This is a genomic window from Streptomyces phaeoluteigriseus, from assembly GCF_001896135.2.
Lineage (GTDB): Bacteria > Actinomycetota > Actinomycetes > Streptomycetales > Streptomycetaceae > Streptomyces > Streptomyces phaeoluteigriseus.
Window position 1 is genome coordinate 40,057 of sequence record NZ_MPOH02000014.1, and the last position, 15,670, is coordinate 55,726.

Here is a 15,670-nt window from a genome sequence, read left to right on the forward strand (position 1 = left end):
ACCGACGTCAGGGCGGGCATGAATTTTCATCGGTCGCGCCGCCAACGTAGACCGGCACGGTGAACCATTCAAGTACACCGGACTTTCGGCGAATCCATGGGACCGTGCATTACTGTCCGCGCGGCGACAGTAATGCACACACGTAAGCGCCGGTTTTCCCGCGCTCCCGGTGGACACCTCTCAGAGAACTTCGCCGTTCTTCGTCCTCTTGCGCAGAGCCGGCCTGCTCGACCGGGACAGGTTCTCCCACATGTCCGACAGACCGGCGATCGTGCGCGCCGCGAACAACGTGCGGATGGACACCTCCTGGTTCAACTCCGCCCGGATCAGGCCGACCAGCCTGATCGCCCGCAGCGAGTTGCCACCGGCGTCGAAGAAGTCGTCGTCGATACCCACCCGGTCGACCTCGAGCACGTCGGCGAACGCCTCGGCCAGGACCCGCTCGTTGCGGTTGCGCGGTGCCCGGTACGACCCGTCGTCGAAAGCGGGCTCGGGCAGCGACGCCCGGTCCACCCTTCCGCCCACCGTCACCGGCAGGCGTTCCAGCACCACGAACACGGACGGCACCAGGGCCTCCGGCAACCGTCCCGCGACGAACCGGCGCAGCTCGTCACCCGAGAGGTCGCCCTGGCCGCCGACCGGAACCACATGGGCCACCAGCCGCTGCTGCCCGGAGTCGTCCTCGCCGACGGTCACCACCGACTGCCGCAGCCCGGGGTGCTCGGACAACGCGCTTTCGACCTCGGCCGGTTCGACCCGGACACCCCTCATCTCCACCCGGGGCTCGGCCCGTCCCAGGTATTCGAGCCGGCGTCGCCGCCCCACCGCACCCGGTCCCCGGTCCGGTGCATGAGCCCGCCCGCGGGGCCGAAGGGACAGGGCACGAACCGCTCCGCGGTCCGTCCGGGGCGCCCGGGATAGCCGCGTGCCACGCCGGGGCCGGCCACGTACAGCTCTCCGGCCACGCCGACGGGGACCGGCGCCAGCCCCGGGCCCAGGACGTAGAGGGCGGTGTTGTCCATCGGGCGGCCGATCAGGCCTGCCTGGTGCGTCGGTCCGTCCGCGGCCAGACGGTTGTACGCGGCGAACACGGTCGCTTCCGCCGGACCGTGAGCGGCGACGATCGTCAGCTCGGGGCAGGCCTCCCGCACCCGGCGCACCGCGGCCGCGGACACGCGGTCACCACCGGTCCACACCTCCCGCAGCCCGGCGACGGACTCGGGGCCTTCCGCTGCGACCGCCGAGAACAGGCCCGCGGGCAGCCACACCGTGGAGACCTCGTTCGCCGCCCGCAACCGGGTCAGGGCATCGATGTCCATGTCCCCCGGAGGGGCCACGAGCACCCGGCCGCCGTTCAGCAGAGGCATCCACAGTTCGAAGGGGAGCGCGTCGGAGGTGTGCGGCGAATGCCACAGCACCGTGCGGTGGCCGCCTTCCCGCCAGTGGCGGTCCATGACGAACCGCTCCATGTTCCGGTGCGTCACGGCGACTCCGGTGGCCTCACCGGTCGGGCCGGTGCCGTACATCACAGCCAGCAGGTTGTCCCGACGCGCCGGGCCCGGAACCCCCCGGGCGCCGTCACCGTCACTGTCGTCACCGTCGGCGGTGTTGTCCGACCAGACGTCGTCGAACAGGACCGCCGGGACGTCCAGTTCGGCGGAGAGCGCGGCGGCCGTCGCCGCGTCGATGAGCAGGAGGCGGGCCGAGGCATCGCTGACCACCGGCTTGATCCGCTCCGCCGGGGACGCCGGGTCGATCGGCAGGTACGCTCCGCCCGCTTTCACCACCCCCAGCAGGGCGACGACCAGCTCCACCGATCGGGGCATCGCCACCGCCACGACCGTCTCGGGTCCGACCTGCCGACGCCGCAGCGCCTCGGCCAGCCGGCCCGACCGCTCGTCCAGTTCACGGTAGGAGACCGCCGAGTCCCCGGACACCAGCGCGACGGCATCGGGAGCCTGCTCCACCTGGCGGGCGAACAGCTCCGCAACCGTCAACCCCGGGACCGGCACGCAGGTGTCGTTCGGTGCGGTCAGCACCCGGTCCCGCTCGGCACCGCTCACCACGTCCAGCGCACCGACCGGGAGCTGCGGATCGGCGGCCACCAGGGCACGGATGTACGCGATCAGGTCCTCGCCGACGAAGCGCAGCTCCGCGCGCGAGTACAGGCCCGCCGGGGCGTCGAGCCGGACGAACAGGTCGCTGTCGGCGCTCCCGTCGGTGCACACGCCGATCGACAGTTCGTCGAAGGTCCCGGTGGTCGCGCCGAAGTAGCGCGCCGGAGCGTCGGCGAAGTGGAGTTGCTCCACGAACTCCACGATGTTGAGGACGGCGCCGTAACTGCCCCGACCGCTCAGGACGGTTCCGCTCGCGCGCTGGATGTCGGAGTAGTGGCAGGCGGTGTGCCCGAAGATCTCGTACGTCTCGTCCACCACCGCGTCGGCGATCTCGCCGATGGTCGCGCCGAGCGGAATCCGCATCCGCACCGGTACCACGTTCACCGCCAGACCGGGGGTCCTGCTCGCGGCCCCGCCCCGGTTGCCCACGGCCAGCGAGAGAAGGAACTCCGGACGGTCGCAGCGGTGCCGGAAGTACGTCGCCGCGGCCGCGGTCAGCAGCGACGACATCCACACGCCCAGGGACTTCGCGGTCTCGGTCCAGGCGTCCGCCTCGGCGCGCGGAACGGTCAGCGTACGGCTCACCATGCCGATGGATTCGGCCAGTTCGCCCCAGCGGTCGGCACTGCCCAGCGGTGCGCGGAGCGCGGTCCGCGTCGCGTCGGACAGGGCGACGCGCGGAACCTGCGCGGGCGGCGGCGCATCCGCCAGGTAGTCGCGCCAGAACGCGGTGTCCTCGGTGAACTGCGGGGAGTCGCCGTAGTCCGCCGCTGCGGCGGCGAACGACTCGGCATCCCACGGGTACGCCGGCTCCGGTACCTCCGCCCCCCGCACCAGCGCCGTGTACACCTCGGCGAGGCGCCCCGACAGCAGGCCACCCGCGCCGTACCCGTCCGAGACGAGGTGGTGATAGGTGATCACCACAAGGGAGCGGGCCGCGGCGAGTCTGACCACACCCAGTCGGAACAGCAGGTCGCGCTCCAGGTCGTACCGCTGCCCCACCACGTCGGCCAGCGCTTCGCGCGCCGCCTGCTCGGGATCGGCCTCGGTGCTCAGATCCAGGAAGAACGGCCGCCAGTCACCCAGTTCCCTCGGCACCATCCGCAGTTCGCCGCCGTCGTCGACGAAGCCGAGGCGCAGCACTTCCGCCTCGCCCATCACCTTCAGGAATGCGGATTCCATGATGGCGGCGTCCAGCTCACCGTCCACATCCCACATCGTCATGGCGTGGTTCAGCGTGTCGGGAGACATTTTCTGCGCAAGCCACATCCCTTTATGCGCGGACGACGCACCGAACGAAGGCACACGGATCATCCCCTAAGCGAACAGGCCCGGAAACAGAAGGAATTCACAGATCACTTCCACCCTCACGGAGGTGACTCGGCCGATCAAGACGACGAGGAGCCCGGGCGGGCCATGCCGCCGGCCACCTTGCGGTGTCCCGCCGGCGGGACGGTCCCACGGAGCGCGACGGCGGCTCGCGCGCGGGGAGTCACCGCGGATCGCGTCGGGCCATCGAGGTCACGATGTGGCCCGCGATCAGTCTCGGTGACGGGTACCGCAGCACCAGGTTCGCCCTCAGCTTGAGCCCGGTCGACGCGGCGAGGCGTTTGCTCAGCTCCACCGACAGCAGCGAGTCGAATCCGATCTCCTTGAAGCCCTGGTCCGGGTCGACGGTCGCACCGGAGGGGTGTCCGAGCACGACGGCGACCCGCTCGAGGACATGGTCCAGCACGAGTGCCTCCGCCTCGCCGTCGGGAAGGGCGGAAAGCCTGTCCGACAGGGGGACGAGGCGATCGTCGCCCGCGGGCGACTCCGTGGCGGGCACTTCCGCCGAGACCGCCGCGTGCGTGGAGTTCAGCCAGTACCGCTGCCGCTGGAACGCGTAGGTCGGCAGATCCACCCGCCGGCGCACTCCGAACACGGCCTCCCAGTCCACCTCCCCGCCCCGGACGTGGAGTTGGGCCAGCGACCCGACCACGGCCTCGGCTTCCCCCCGGTCCCGCCGCGCCGACGACAGGACCAGGGCGTCGTCGACCTCCTCGACCATCTCCTGCACCGGAACGGTCAGGACAGGGTGCGGGCTCATCTCGATGAACACCCGGAACCCGTCGTCGACCAGTCGCCGGACCGAAGAGGCGAAGAGGACCTTCTCGCGCAGGTTGTCGTACCAGTAGTCGGCGTTCAGCTCCGCGGTGTCGATCACCTCGCCGAACAGGGTGGAACAGAAGGGCAGCGTCGACGTCTTCGGGCTCAGGTCGGACAGCGGTTCGATCACCTGGTCGCGCACCCGGGCCACCTGATGGGAATGGGACGCGTAGTCGACCGAGATTCTGCGGGCCTGCACACCTTCCGCCTTCATCTTCTCGACGAATTCGTCGAGCGCGTCCGGTTCCCCGGACACCACCACCGAGCGGGGTCCGTTGACGACGGCGATGCTCAGCCGGTCGCTCCACGGAGTCAGACGTGCCTCCACGAGGTCCGCGGACTCCACGACCGACGCCATCCCGCCGTGACCGATCAGACCCACCAGGGCCTTGCTGCGCAGCGCCACGATCTTGGTGGCGTCCCGCAAGGACAACGCACCGCACACGTGGGCGGCCGCTATCTCGCCCTGGCTGTGTCCCACCACCGCGGCCGGTTCCACACCCCAGGACCGCCACATCGCGGCCATGGACACCATCACCGAGAACAGCGCCGGCTGAACCACGTCCACCCGGTCCAGTGCCGGCGCCCCCTCCACGCCGCGCACCACGTCGAGCAGCGACCAGTCGACCCACTCCGTCAGGGCGGCCGCGCACGCGTCGAGCGTCCGCGCGAAGACGGGGAAGGTGTCGTACAACTGCCGGCCCATACCGACCCACTGCGACCCCTGCCCCGGGAACATGAAGACGACACCGCCGAGGTTTCCGGCGACCCCACGCACCACCGCGGCGGACTCGGCCCCGTCGCCCAGCGACGCCAGACCGCTCAGCAACTCCTCCCGGCCGCGGCCCAGCACCACCGCACGATGGTCGAACCGCGCCCGGGACGACACCAGCGACCAGCCGATATCGGCGGCGTCCGCGCCCGGGGCGGCGGCCGCGAAGTCACGCAGCCTGTCCGCCTGCCGCTCCACGGCTGCCGCGTTCCTGCCCGACAGCACCCACGGCACCAGCCCGCCGGCCACCGCCGGGCCCGGACCGCCCTCACCCGCCCGCTCCGACGGCGGTTCCTCTTCGAGGATCACGTGCGCGTTGGTGCCGCTGACTCCGAACGACGACACCCCGGCCCGCCGCGGACCGTCACCTCGGGTCCACTCACGCCCCTCCACGAGCAGTTCGACCGCACCGGAGGACCAGTCCACGTGCGGCGAGGGAGCGTCCACGTGCAAGGTCTTCGGCAGGAACCCGTGGCGCATGGCCATCACCGCCTTGATGACCCCGGCGACCCCGGCGGCGGCCTGGGCGTGACCGATGTTCGACTTCATGGACCCCAGCCAGAGCGGCCTGCCCTCGGCCCGGCCCTGCCCGTACGCCGCCAGCAGGGCACCGGCCTCGATGGGGTCCCCCAGCACGGTTCCGGTGCCGTGGGCCTCGACCAGGTCCACCTCGGAGGCAGCGACCCCCGCGTTCGCCAGCGCCTGCCGGATCACCCTCTCCTGGGCGCGGCCGTTGGGAGCGGTCAGTCCGTTGCTGGCCCCGTCCTGGTTCACCGCGGTACCGCGGACGACCGCCAGCACCGGGTGGCCGTTGCGGCGCGCGTCGGACAGGCGCTCGAGGAGCAGCACACCGACTCCCTCGGCCCAGCCGGTGCCGTCCGCACCGTCCGCGAAGGACCTGCACCGGCCGTCGGCCGACAGGCCGCGCTGCCGGGAGAACTCCACGAAGATCGCGGGCGTCGACATCACCAACGCCCCGCCCGCCAGCGCGAGCGAGCACTCCCCCGCACGCAGTGACTGCACCGCCAGGTGCAGGGCCACCAGGGACGACGAACACGCCGTGTCGACCGACACCGTCGGCCCGGTCAGCCCCAGCTCGTACGCCACCCGGCCGGACGCGACGCTCAGCGCGCTCCCCTGCATCAGGTAGCCCTCCAGCTCGTTGCCGCTCCCCTCCAGGAAGCGCGAGCCGTACTCGGACGAGCTGACTCCGGTGAAGACGCCGACGTCGGTCCCGCGCACCCGCGCGGGGACGATGCCCGCCCGCTCGAAGGCCTCCCACGACGTCTGCAGCAACAGGCGCTGCTGCGGGTCGATCGCCAACGCCTCACGGGGGCTGATGCCGAAGAACTCGGCGTCGAAGTCGGCCACGTCCGTCAGGAACCCTCCGTGACGCACGTACGAGCTGCCGACCGTGTCGGGATCCGGGTCGTACACGTCCCGCCAGCCGCGGTCCGCCGGGAACTCGTCCACGGCGTCCACACCGCCGCGGACCATGTCCCACAGGTCCTCGGGCGATGCCACACCGCCCGGGTAGCGGCAGGCCATGGCGACCACGGCGATCGGCTCGACGCGCCCGGCCTTCAGGGCGTCGTTCTCCTGCCGGAGGCGGTCGCGTTCCTCCAGCAGTGTGCGGAGCGCCCGTTGGACCCGGTCCGCGCCGTCCGCCGCGCGATCCGCGGAGTCGTTCATGGTCACTTGCCCCTCTCATCCAGAGCCAGGTCGACGAGTGCTTCCAGGTTCATGGCCGCCAGTTCGTCCGCACCGGTGTCCGCGTCCGGCGCCTGTCCGTCGGCGTGCGGCCGGGGCGGGCCGGCGCACGCCAGGACCAGCTCCAGGACGCCCGCGCTGCGCAGCCTGTCGATCGGGACGGTCCGCAGCACTTCCCGGATCTCCGCGTCCCCGGCCGAGCCGGCCCGCGCCGCCGGACGCAACAGGCCGAGTACGTGTCGACCCAGTTCCCGTGGCGTCGGGTAGCTGAAGACGAGCGTGGACGGCAGGCGCAGTCCGGTCGCGGAGGCCAGGCGGTTGCACAGTTCGACCGAGGTCAGCGAGTCGAATCCGAGGTGGGTGAACGCCTGGTCGGTGTCGACGGCCGCGCTGGACGGGTGGCCGAGCACGATGGCGACCTGGTCGCGGACCCAGTCGAGGACGGCTGTCTCCGCTTCGCCCTCCGAGAGGGTGAGCAGCCCGGTGGGCAGGCCGTGGGGGCGGCCGTCCCCGGTCGTGCTCGCGCCGCCGCGGAGGGGACGTCCGCCGTCGACGAGGCCGCGCAGGAGGGGCGGCAGCTCGTCACCGGTCTTGTTCCGCAGCACGGAGATGTCCAGGCGGGCCGGGATGAGGACGGGCCTGTCGATCGCGCACGCCGAGTCGAACAGGGCCAGTGCCTCGGGTGTCGGCATCTCGGCGATGCCCATCCGCCGGATCCGGGAGAGGTCGGCCCGGTCCAGGTCCGCGGTCATGCCGCTGGGCTGCTCCCACCAGCCCCAGCACAGCGAGGTGCCGACCAGGCCGGATGCCCGGCGCTGTGCCGCCAGGCCGTCCAGGAAGGCGTTCGCCGCGGCGTAGTTGGCCTGTCCTGCGGTGCCGAGCGTGCCCGCGAAGGCGGAGAACAGGACGAACGCCGTCAGGGTGTGTTCCCTGGTCAGCTCGTGCAGGTTGACCGCACCGCCGACCTTGGCGCGCAGCACACGGTCGAGACTCTCAGCGGTCAGCGACTCCACCGTGCCGTCCGCGAGGGCACCCGCCGCGTGCACGACCGCCGTCAGCGGGTAGTCGTGGGGCAGGTCCGCCAGCAGGTCCGCCACGGCGGCACGGTCCGCGACATCACACTCCACGACTCTGACGACCGCGCCCGCCGCCGCCAGATCCGAGACCAGTTCGGAAGCGCCGTCGGCCGCCGACCCCCGACGGCTCGCCAGCACCAGACTCCGCACACCGTGTTCGGCGACGAGGTGCCGCGCCACCGACGAACCCACGCCGCCGGTCCCGCCGGTCACCAGCACGGTCCCGCCGCCGAAGCCGTCGCCCATCTCGAAGACCAGCTTGCCGATGTGCCGGCCCTGGCTCATCTCGCGGAACGCCTTGCGCGCGTCGCGGATGTTGTGGACGGAGATCGGGTTCAGCCGCACCCGTCCCTCGGCGAACAGCTCCATGACGGCCCGGAACATCTCGTGGAACAGGTCCGGGCCCGCCTCGTAGAGGTCGAAGGCCTGGTAGTCGACTCCGGGATGATCGGCTGCCACCCGCTGGGGATCGCGGATGTCCGTCTTCCCCATCTCGATGAAGCTGCCGCCCTCGGGGAGCAGCGTCAGTGAGGCGTCGACGAACTCGTGCGCGAGGGAGTTGAGAACGACGTCCACTCCGCGACCGCCCGAGGAATCCAGGAACTTCTCCGCGAAGTCCAGATCCCGGGACGATGCCAGGTGCTCGTCGTCCAGTCCCAGTCCGCGCAGGGTGGGCCACTTCGATGGGCTCGCTGTGCCGTACGTCTCGGCTCCGACGTGCTTCGCCAGCTGCACCGCGGCCATCCCGACACCGCCCGCCGCGGCGTGGATGAGGACCCGTTGCCCCTTCTCGAGCTTCTTGAGGTGGAAGAGCGCGTAGTAGGCGGTGAGGTAGGCGCCCGGCACGGACGCCGCCTCGGCGTAGCTCCACCCGTCGGGTACCGGCATCAGCATGCGGTGGTCCGCGACGGCCACGCGGCCGAAGGCTCCGGAGAAGACGCCCATCACCCGGTCTCCCGGTGAAAGGCGTGTCACGTCGTCCGCCACCTCCAGCACGGTTCCGGCGCCCTCACTGCCGAGACCGGCGTCGATGGCCGTTCTGTCCACGAGACCGAGGGCGATCGTGACGTCCCGGAAGTTGAGCCCGGCGGCGTGCACGGAGATGCGGACCTGCCCGCTCCCGAGGGGCTCTGCCACCTCGGGGCAGGGAATCCATGTCAGGTTCTCCAGTGTTCCCCTGGTCGGGATGCCCAGCCGGTGTGCGCCGGCCGCGGGCGGCTCGATCTGGTGGTGCGCGGGGGGTGCCTGCGTGACGCGGGGGGCCAGGCAGGCACCGCCTCGCAGTGCCAGTTGGTCTTCGTCGAGGGTGAGCGCGTCCGGGAAGCGTGCCCAGGACGCTTCGTCGTCGTCGACGTCCACCAGCCGGAACCTGCCGGGGTGTTCTGTCTGGGCGGACCGGATCAGACCCCACACCGACGCGCCGGGCAGGCTTTCGACCCTCTCCCCGCCACCGGTGTCGAGGGCCAGGCGGGTGAGGACCACCAGGGTGGTTCCGGACAGCCGTTCCTCGGCGAGGAACCGCTGGACCCGGTCCAGTACGCGCGTGTCGGTGCTGCCCACCGCGGCGAACGGATCGGAGTCGGCGGCGGCGAGCTCGTCCGGGCACAGGACGAGATGTCGGGGTGTCTCTCCCGAGAGGACATCGTCCAGGGACTCGTGGAACACGACACTCTCGTCACCCGTCCCGCGGAGACGGGCGGCCGGGCCGTTCCTCGCGCCGAGAACGCCCCAGCGTCCGCGGCGGGTCTCCGGCCTGCTCGGTTCGACCGGTCGCCATTCCAGTTCGAACAGCGATGGCTGGTGCCCGCCGCGCACCGACCGCACCTGCTCGGCGCTCGCCGGCCGGAACGTCAAGGCCCCGACGTGAGCGACCTCGCGGCCGTGCTCGTCGGCGATCGCCACGGAGACGACACCCTCGCCGGCCGGGGAGATCCGGACCTTCACGCTCGGGCCGTCGCACTTGCCGACCAGATCCACCTGGGACCACGAGAAGGGCATCCAGCCCTGGTCGCCGTCCACCTCGATGACCGCGCCGGCCACGACCGCGTGCAGCACGGAGTCGATCAGCGCGGGGTGCAGGGCGAACCCGTCGCCGGTCGAGCCCTGGGCGGTCACCGGCAGTGTGGCCATCGCGAAGAGTTCGTCACCGCGCTGCCAGACTTCGCGCAGCCCGCGAAAGGCCGGACCGTATGCGAAACCCGCGTCCGCGAAGGAGTCGTAGAGACCGCCGATGTCGAGCTGCCTGGCCCCGACCGGCGGCCACACGGCAAGTGATGGTGCGTCACCGGTACCCGCCGCCATCCGCGGCGTACTCGGTGTACCCGAAATGTCCGGCGTGCTCGGTGTGCTCGGCGTGCTCGGTGTGCTCGGTCGTGCTCGGCGTGCTCGGTGTGCTCGGCGTGCTCGGCGTGATCCCGAGCGGGGATCCGAGCGGGGCGCAGAGGGCGACGTACCGCTCCAGCGACGTGAGGGCCCCCGTCGGGCGGAACCTGACGCCAGTCGGGGCTCTCGGCATCGCGTGACCTGGAGGCGAGATCAACCGGTGGCGCCGGCCCGGACACGCCACCCGCACGACGGTCACCCGATCCGGTTCTCCCGGGCGCGGGTGGCGGCGAGGGTGCCGAGGAGGGCCAGGGTTCCGGCGCTGGGGGAGCCGGCTCGGCGTGGTGGACGACCAGTTCCTGCCCGGGCGCGGACCGCACGTCCAGGCCCGACGACGTGGACGTCGACGAGATCGTCGTCCGCCCCCGCCCTCGCCCTCGCTGAACCGGACCACCGGTCGGCCCTTCCACACACCGCTCGCCCCTGCCGCGGAGCTTCGCCATGTCCGGTACCTGGCTGATCACGGGCGCCTCCCGAGGCTTCGGCCGGGCCTGCCACGGGCCGCGCTCGAACGCGGCGACCGGTGACACGGCAGTCAGCGTGGAGCGGATCACGTCGGTGGAGTGCTCGCCGCCGTGATCCGGACACCGGGCACACCCTCCTGCGGCGGTTCCGCACGACGGTCGTCCCGAGGAGACCGGCCCAGTGCCCCGGCCGACCACACGCCGCCCTTGCGGGACCGGCGCTCCAGCCCGGCCACGACTTCGACCGCCTCCGCGGCCGCCACCCTCTCGCCGGATCACCTCGAACTCGTGGTCACTGCTTCCCACCCATCAGGCGTGCACGGGTCGGTCGCGCCCCTACCGCTACCGCAACTCGACGCCTGGCCCTGGCCCTGGCCGTGGCCGTGATGGCGCAGTGGTGTGACGAGATGGGTTTGGGGTCGTTCGGGTGGTCTGTCGCAGGTGATGCAACTGGAGACAGGGCAGGCCGCCTCCTGGACACCAAGTGAACGTCGAACGCTGGAGGTTGCATGCAGGAGTGGACGTACTCACCGACCGCGGTGACGGTGCCTCAGTTGATGCTCGACCCCTACCGGTGCGGCTTCGACGCGCATACGGCTCTGGGCGAAGCGGAGACGCAGGGACAGTGGGGGGACGAGGACTGGCGCGTGCCGCCCCAGGCGCGGACCGAGGAGGAGGCGCCGTGGTCCGCTCCCGACCCGGACCCCCGGCAGCCCCTGGCGCTGGCTCCGGCCGACCGCCGCCGGCTCGAACTGCACGCGGCACTCGTCCGAGCGGGAGTCGCGCCCGCGCCCGGAGACCTGCACGCCGTGGCAGTGTTGAGCACCCTCGACGACACCGTCAACGACGCCGTCCGACGCTGGATCGCCGCGTACTGAGCCTGTCGGACAGTGAGCCGCACCGGGTGCCGGAGCGTAGGACACGGGAGGGTCGACCAGGCATCGGCCCTCCCTCCGGGGGCACTTCGCGGTCTCTACGACCGCTGGGTGCACTCCAGGTGTTCGAGGGCGCGGTGGCGGCGAAGGCTCTCTGCGCGGGTGCCTCAGTCGGGGGTCAGGCGGTGCAGCAGAGCACCGCGGGGGGCGGCGATGACCGCGGAGCGGAGCGGGGCGCGATCGCGTCGGCGTCCGAGGGTGCGGGTGAGAGTGCGGGTGAGGGTCCGGTCGTGGGTGCGGGACGGGCGGTGGCCGCGGTCTGCGGGCGGCGTCCTGTGAAGACGGCGAGGCGCAGCACGGCGAAGCGTGCGATACCGGCGAGCGCGGAGGCGGACAGGTAGACGGCCTGCTCGAGCATCGCGCTGGGTGCTGCGACCAGCTGCTGCAGGGCAAGCATTGCCGCGCAGGTCACCGTGTAGGCGGCCGCCGCGGACCCCGCCGACTGTGCGTGCTGGCGCCGGGTCGCCGGCCTGCCCGCGCCGAAGGTGAAGCGGGCGTGCAGTTCGGTGGCGAGGAGCGTGGAGGCCACGGTGATCAATGCGTTGGCCAGCACCCAGGGAATGCACGAGGCGAGGGCTGCCACGGCGAAGCCGGAGGTGAGGCCCACTCCGCCGCCGAGAAGCACGAAGCGGGCGAAGGCGGTGACGGCGCCGGGTGCCGCCCGCCGGCGGCTATGCGCTGTCTCCATGTTCTGACCCCCCATTGATCGCTCGCTTCGCGAACGGGCATCTTTCGGCCCGTGCGGCCTGCCGTTTGATGTTTCCTATGATGGAAACGCTACGTTGCGTTCATGGGTCGCGCAATTCATTTGTTGCGCATGGTGCATGAAACAGCAGGTAGATCCGACGCAATCGTTGCAATGGGATGACGGTAACGCAATGGAGTTGTGCTTCTTCGTTGCAATGCAATGGAAGTGAACGCTAGAGCGGAGACGGGCGCGCCGCCGGCCCCATTCGTGGCGCTAGGCGCACTTGCGGTGCTCGCACGGATGGCGCGTCGTGACGTCCCGTTCCCCGTTCCCCGTTCCCTTTGACCTTGACGCAGTTGTGCGGCGGCCTGGGCGGCGACGATCCGGCCGTTCCGCGCGCCCGTGTCCTGTCGACCCGCCTGCTGAGCCTGCGGGTGCGCGGCGGGACGGGCGACCTGGCCGACCGCCTCAGCCAGGACGGCCGTACCGACGAGGCCGAAGCGGCGTCGAGGTCCGGTGCACCTCGAGCGCGCTCCCGAGACCGGCCAGCCACGTGTCTGCCGACTTGAGGGCGCGAGGCCGGCACCAGGACCCGGGTCGTCCGCAGCGGGGGCCTAATCGCCTTTCGCGTCGGTTCGGCCACGACTAGTGTTCCGGTGCGGTGAGTGATCCACGAGGAGTCGAGGACATGGTCGGTCGTCCGAGCGCGCGTTGACGTTGTGGACCGAGATCGGTCTGTCATCGCGTGCCGGCCCTGTACGTGCGGCACAGCGAGCCTTCTCCTGCCCGAACCGTCGGTACACCTGTGTGCGACGGGTGACGGGCTTCGTTGTCGGCAATCCAAGGGATCCTCGTGCCGTCCGCTTCCTGTGCTGTATCCGCTTCCGGTCGGCCTGTTCCGTCACGTCTGTGGCGGGACGGCGACTTCCGCAGGCTCTGGGTGGGCCAGACGGCCTCCCAACTCGGTGAACACACAACTCTGGTGATGTTGCCGCTCTTCGCCGTCCTGACGCTCGACGCCGGGGCCGGCCAGTTGGGCGTCCTGCGCGCGATGGGGCAGGCACCGATCCTCCTGCTCTCGCTCTTCGTCGGCGCGTGGGTCGACAGGTGGCGGGCCCGCACGGTGATGGTGCTGACGGACGTCGGACGGGCCCTGGCACTGGGCGCCGCCGCCGTGGCAGGCCTCCTCGGCTGGCTCGGACTGCCGGCGCTGTTCGTGGTCGCCTTCGCCGTCGGTGCTCTGTCCGTCTTCTTCGACGTGGCGTATCAGGCGTCTCTCGTACGGCTGGTGAAGCGCGATCAGCTGGTGGGAGGCAACAGTGCGCTCGAGGGCAGTCGGTCCGCGGCGCAGATCGGCGGTCCGGCCCTCGGTGGCGCGTTGGTGTCACTGCTGTCGGCGCCGGTCGCTGCCGCTTCCAGCGCGTTGTTCTTCGCGTTGTCCTTCCTGTCCATCCGGCGGATCCGTCGGAGCGAAGCGCTCCCGAAGGGCCCGGAACGTCCCCCTCGGGTCTGGCGGCGTATCCATGAGGGCCTCCGGTTCGTCGTCGGCGATGCCTCACTGCGGACCGTGTGTCTCGCCTCGGCCGCCTTCCAGTTCTCCCTGGCGGCCGTGATGACCGTCTATCTGCTCTTCCTGCCGCGGGAACTTCACCTGTCGGGCACCGCCGTCGGGCTGGCGCTCGCGGGGACCGGACCGGGTGCGCTCCTGGGCTCGGTGCTGGCCGCCCGCCTGCCGTGCCGGTTCGGGCATGGGGCGGTACTCGTGTCCGCGGCGGTACTCGGCGACGGCGTGTTCCTGTGTGTGCCCGCGCTGCACGGCTCCTCCGCGGTGACGCTGACTGCCCTGCTCGCGGTCAACTTCGTGTTCGGTACGGGCGGCCAGTTGGTGAACGTCACGGTCATGGCTGTCAGGCAGGCCGTCACTCCGGACGGGATGCAAGGCCGGGCGGCCGCGACGATCACGTTCGTCGGCATGGGGCTGACCCCACTCGGCTCCCTGCTCGGCGGACTCCTCGCGGAGGAATGGGGGTTGCGCACCAGCCTCCTCGTGACGGCCGCAGGCATGTTGCTCTCCCCGCTGCTGATGGCCCTGTCCCCGCTCGCACGCCTGGGACGGGCGCTTCCGTCCCCCGCAGGACCCGCCACCGAGTCACGAACTCCCTGAGCCACCGGCAGGCCCGACACCAACGACGGGACCGGGGCGGTCCTGCCGTCCTTTACCCGTGAGGACCCTCCTGGCATGTCCCCGACTGCCGACTGCCGACTGCCGACTGCCGACTGCCGACTGCCGACCGCCGACCGCCGAGTGCCGACCGCCGACCGGACAGCGAAGTGAGAGTGGAGGGCCAGGCGGGCGGCCCGGCTCACCGTGGCTCGGCAGTTCATCCGGCGAGTGAGCCGTTGACCTTGCGGGGCTGAGCGCTGTAGTCGGCGGGCTGGGCATAGCGGCTGGCGAGCGAGTTGCTCAGTGTCCGGCGACGGTGCGGATGCCGCTGCAGAGCAAGTGCAGGGAGCCGGTGTAGAGAGCCGGTGTAGAGAGCGAGTACCTAGGATCGCCGGCATGACACTGCGACCCGTCCAGGTGAACATAAAGGCTCGCGACGACTCGGCGGTCGGCCGGTTCTGGGCGGAGGCGCTCGGCTGGCGTGTTTCCAGCTCGGGACCTGGCGCGACCGCCGTTCAACCCGTCGGCTTCGACTGGCTGGACCCCGTCACCGTATGCGTCGACGTCATTGCCGTACCGGAATCCAAGACGACGACGAAGAACCGAGTGCACCTCGATCTCGCCACCACCTCCGCGGCCCATCAGGCGGAGTTGGTCGAGCGTCTCCGGGCTCTCGGTGCGACGCCCGCCCACGTGGGCCAGGGCGACGTGCCGTGGACCGTCCTCGCCGACCCGGAGGGCAACGAGTTCTGCGTGCTGGAGCCTCGGGAGATCTACCGGGACACCGGGCCGATCGCCCGGATCGTGGTCGACTGCGCGGCTCCGCGGGCCATGGCCCGGTTCTGGGACGAGGCGATGGACTGGCCCCTGCACGAGGTGACTGACGATCGTGCGGTGTGGCGCTCCGCCCAGGGGGTCGGCCCGTACCTCGAGTTCCTCCGCACCGGCGTGAGGACCGTGCCGGACCGCGTCCATCTTGACCTGGTGCCGGAGCCCGGAGACGACAAGGCGGCGGAGGTGGCCCGGCTGAGGGCCCTCGGCGCCACCGACCTCGACCTCGGCCAGGGCGACGTCCCGTGGACGTGCCTGACCGATCCCGAGGGCCACGAGTTCTGCGTCCTCGCCCGGTCCTGACGCGGAGCCTCGACGACACCCCGACACACGTGAGCCGCGGGTGCTCATGCGCCATGATGCCGGGTGAGGTGAGGTGAGGT

At 71.2% G+C, this 15,670-nt stretch carries 10 protein-coding genes; 4 read left to right on the forward strand and 6 right to left on the reverse strand.

The features are described 5' to 3' along the window. Positions 1 to 180: 180 nt before the first annotated feature. From BM536_RS41770 to BM536_RS17590, 5 genes are all read right to left on the reverse strand, one after another. Positions 181 to 771, reverse strand: a complete 591-nt coding sequence (locus BM536_RS41770; protein WP_211362904.1) for a phosphopantetheine-binding protein — start codon at positions 769 to 771, stop codon at positions 181 to 183. After that, positions 768 to 3,431: an AMP-binding protein gene (locus BM536_RS17575; RefSeq protein ID WP_342748817.1), complete on the reverse strand. Its 2,664-nt coding sequence runs from the start codon at positions 3,429 to 3,431 to the stop codon at positions 768 to 770. Before BM536_RS17575 ends, BM536_RS41770 begins: the two co-directional genes overlap by 4 nt. A 178-nt stretch (positions 3,432 to 3,609) precedes the next feature. Beyond that, positions 3,610 to 6,729, reverse strand: coding sequence for a type I polyketide synthase (locus tag BM536_RS17580; RefSeq protein WP_094103169.1), 3,120 nt, complete (start codon positions 6,727 to 6,729; stop codon positions 3,610 to 3,612). Positions 6,730 to 6,731: 2 nt separating this feature from the next. Continuing rightward, positions 6,732 to 10,124, reverse strand: a complete 3,393-nt coding sequence (locus BM536_RS17585) for an SDR family NAD(P)-dependent oxidoreductase (RefSeq protein ID WP_094103170.1) — start codon at positions 10,122 to 10,124, stop codon at positions 6,732 to 6,734. Further along, positions 10,105 to 10,338 carry a hypothetical protein gene (locus BM536_RS17590; RefSeq protein WP_094103171.1) on the reverse strand — a complete coding sequence of 78 codons (234 nt, stop codon included), beginning with the start codon at positions 10,336 to 10,338 and terminating at the stop codon, positions 10,105 to 10,107. Before BM536_RS17590 ends, BM536_RS17585 begins: the two co-directional genes overlap by 20 nt. 308 nt (positions 10,339 to 10,646) lie before the next feature. Between BM536_RS17590 and BM536_RS40810 the strand changes: the two genes are divergently transcribed. Both BM536_RS40810 and BM536_RS17595 read left to right on the forward strand, forming a co-directional pair. Continuing rightward, positions 10,647 to 10,784, forward strand: coding sequence for a hypothetical protein (locus BM536_RS40810; RefSeq protein WP_158086534.1), 138 nt, complete (start codon positions 10,647 to 10,649; stop codon positions 10,782 to 10,784). A 394-nt stretch (positions 10,785 to 11,178) separates the two neighbouring features. Continuing rightward, positions 11,179 to 11,547: a hypothetical protein gene (locus BM536_RS17595; protein ID WP_094103172.1), complete on the forward strand. Its 369-nt coding sequence runs from the start codon at positions 11,179 to 11,181 to the stop codon at positions 11,545 to 11,547. A gap of 175 nt (positions 11,548 to 11,722) precedes the next feature. Here BM536_RS17595 and BM536_RS17600 read toward each other — a convergent pair whose 3' ends face one another. Then, a complete protein-coding gene (locus tag BM536_RS17600; RefSeq protein ID WP_245873610.1) occupies positions 11,723 to 12,292 on the reverse strand; it encodes a GtrA domain-containing protein in 570 nt (189 codons plus the stop codon). Positions 12,293 to 13,145: 853 nt separating this feature from the next. Between BM536_RS17600 and BM536_RS17605 the strand changes: the two genes are divergently transcribed. Together BM536_RS17605 and BM536_RS17610 are read left to right on the forward strand one after the other, a co-directional pair. Continuing rightward, a complete protein-coding gene (locus tag BM536_RS17605; protein ID WP_073492617.1) occupies positions 13,146 to 14,456 on the forward strand; it encodes an MFS transporter in 1,311 nt (436 codons plus the stop codon). Positions 14,457 to 14,852: 396 nt separating this feature from the next. After that, the gene (locus tag BM536_RS17610; RefSeq protein WP_073492618.1) at positions 14,853 to 15,590 is read left to right on the forward strand and encodes a VOC family protein; all 738 of its coding nucleotides are present in this window, start codon (positions 14,853 to 14,855) and stop codon (positions 15,588 to 15,590) included. The last annotated feature ends 80 nt before the right edge of the window (positions 15,591 to 15,670 follow it).

Bases quoted from the DNA above. Each gene is read 5' to 3' on its own strand.
- BM536_RS17595 (WP_094103172.1), top strand. From the start codon at position 11,179: ATGCAGGAGTGGACGTACTCACCGACCGCGGTGACGGTGCCTCAGTTG.
- BM536_RS17610 (WP_073492618.1), top strand. From the start codon at position 14,853: ATGACACTGCGACCCGTCCAGGTGAACATAAAGGCTCGCGACGACTCG.
- BM536_RS17585 (WP_094103170.1), bottom strand. From the start codon at position 10,124: ATGGCGGCGGGTACCGGTGACGCACCATCACTTGCCGTGTGGCCGCCG.
- BM536_RS40810 (WP_158086534.1), top strand. From the start codon at position 10,647: ATGTCCGGTACCTGGCTGATCACGGGCGCCTCCCGAGGCTTCGGCCGG.
- BM536_RS17600 (WP_245873610.1), bottom strand. From the start codon at position 12,292: ATGGAGACAGCGCATAGCCGCCGGCGGGCGGCACCCGGCGCCGTCACC.
- BM536_RS41770 (WP_211362904.1), bottom strand. From the start codon at position 771: ATGAGGGGTGTCCGGGTCGAACCGGCCGAGGTCGAAAGCGCGTTGTCC.
- BM536_RS17580 (WP_094103169.1), bottom strand. From the start codon at position 6,729: ATGAACGACTCCGCGGATCGCGCGGCGGACGGCGCGGACCGGGTCCAA.
- BM536_RS17590 (WP_094103171.1), bottom strand. From the start codon at position 10,338: ATGCCGAGAGCCCCGACTGGCGTCAGGTTCCGCCCGACGGGGGCCCTC.
- BM536_RS17575 (WP_342748817.1), bottom strand. From the start codon at position 3,431: ATGATCCGTGTGCCTTCGTTCGGTGCGTCGTCCGCGCATAAAGGGATG.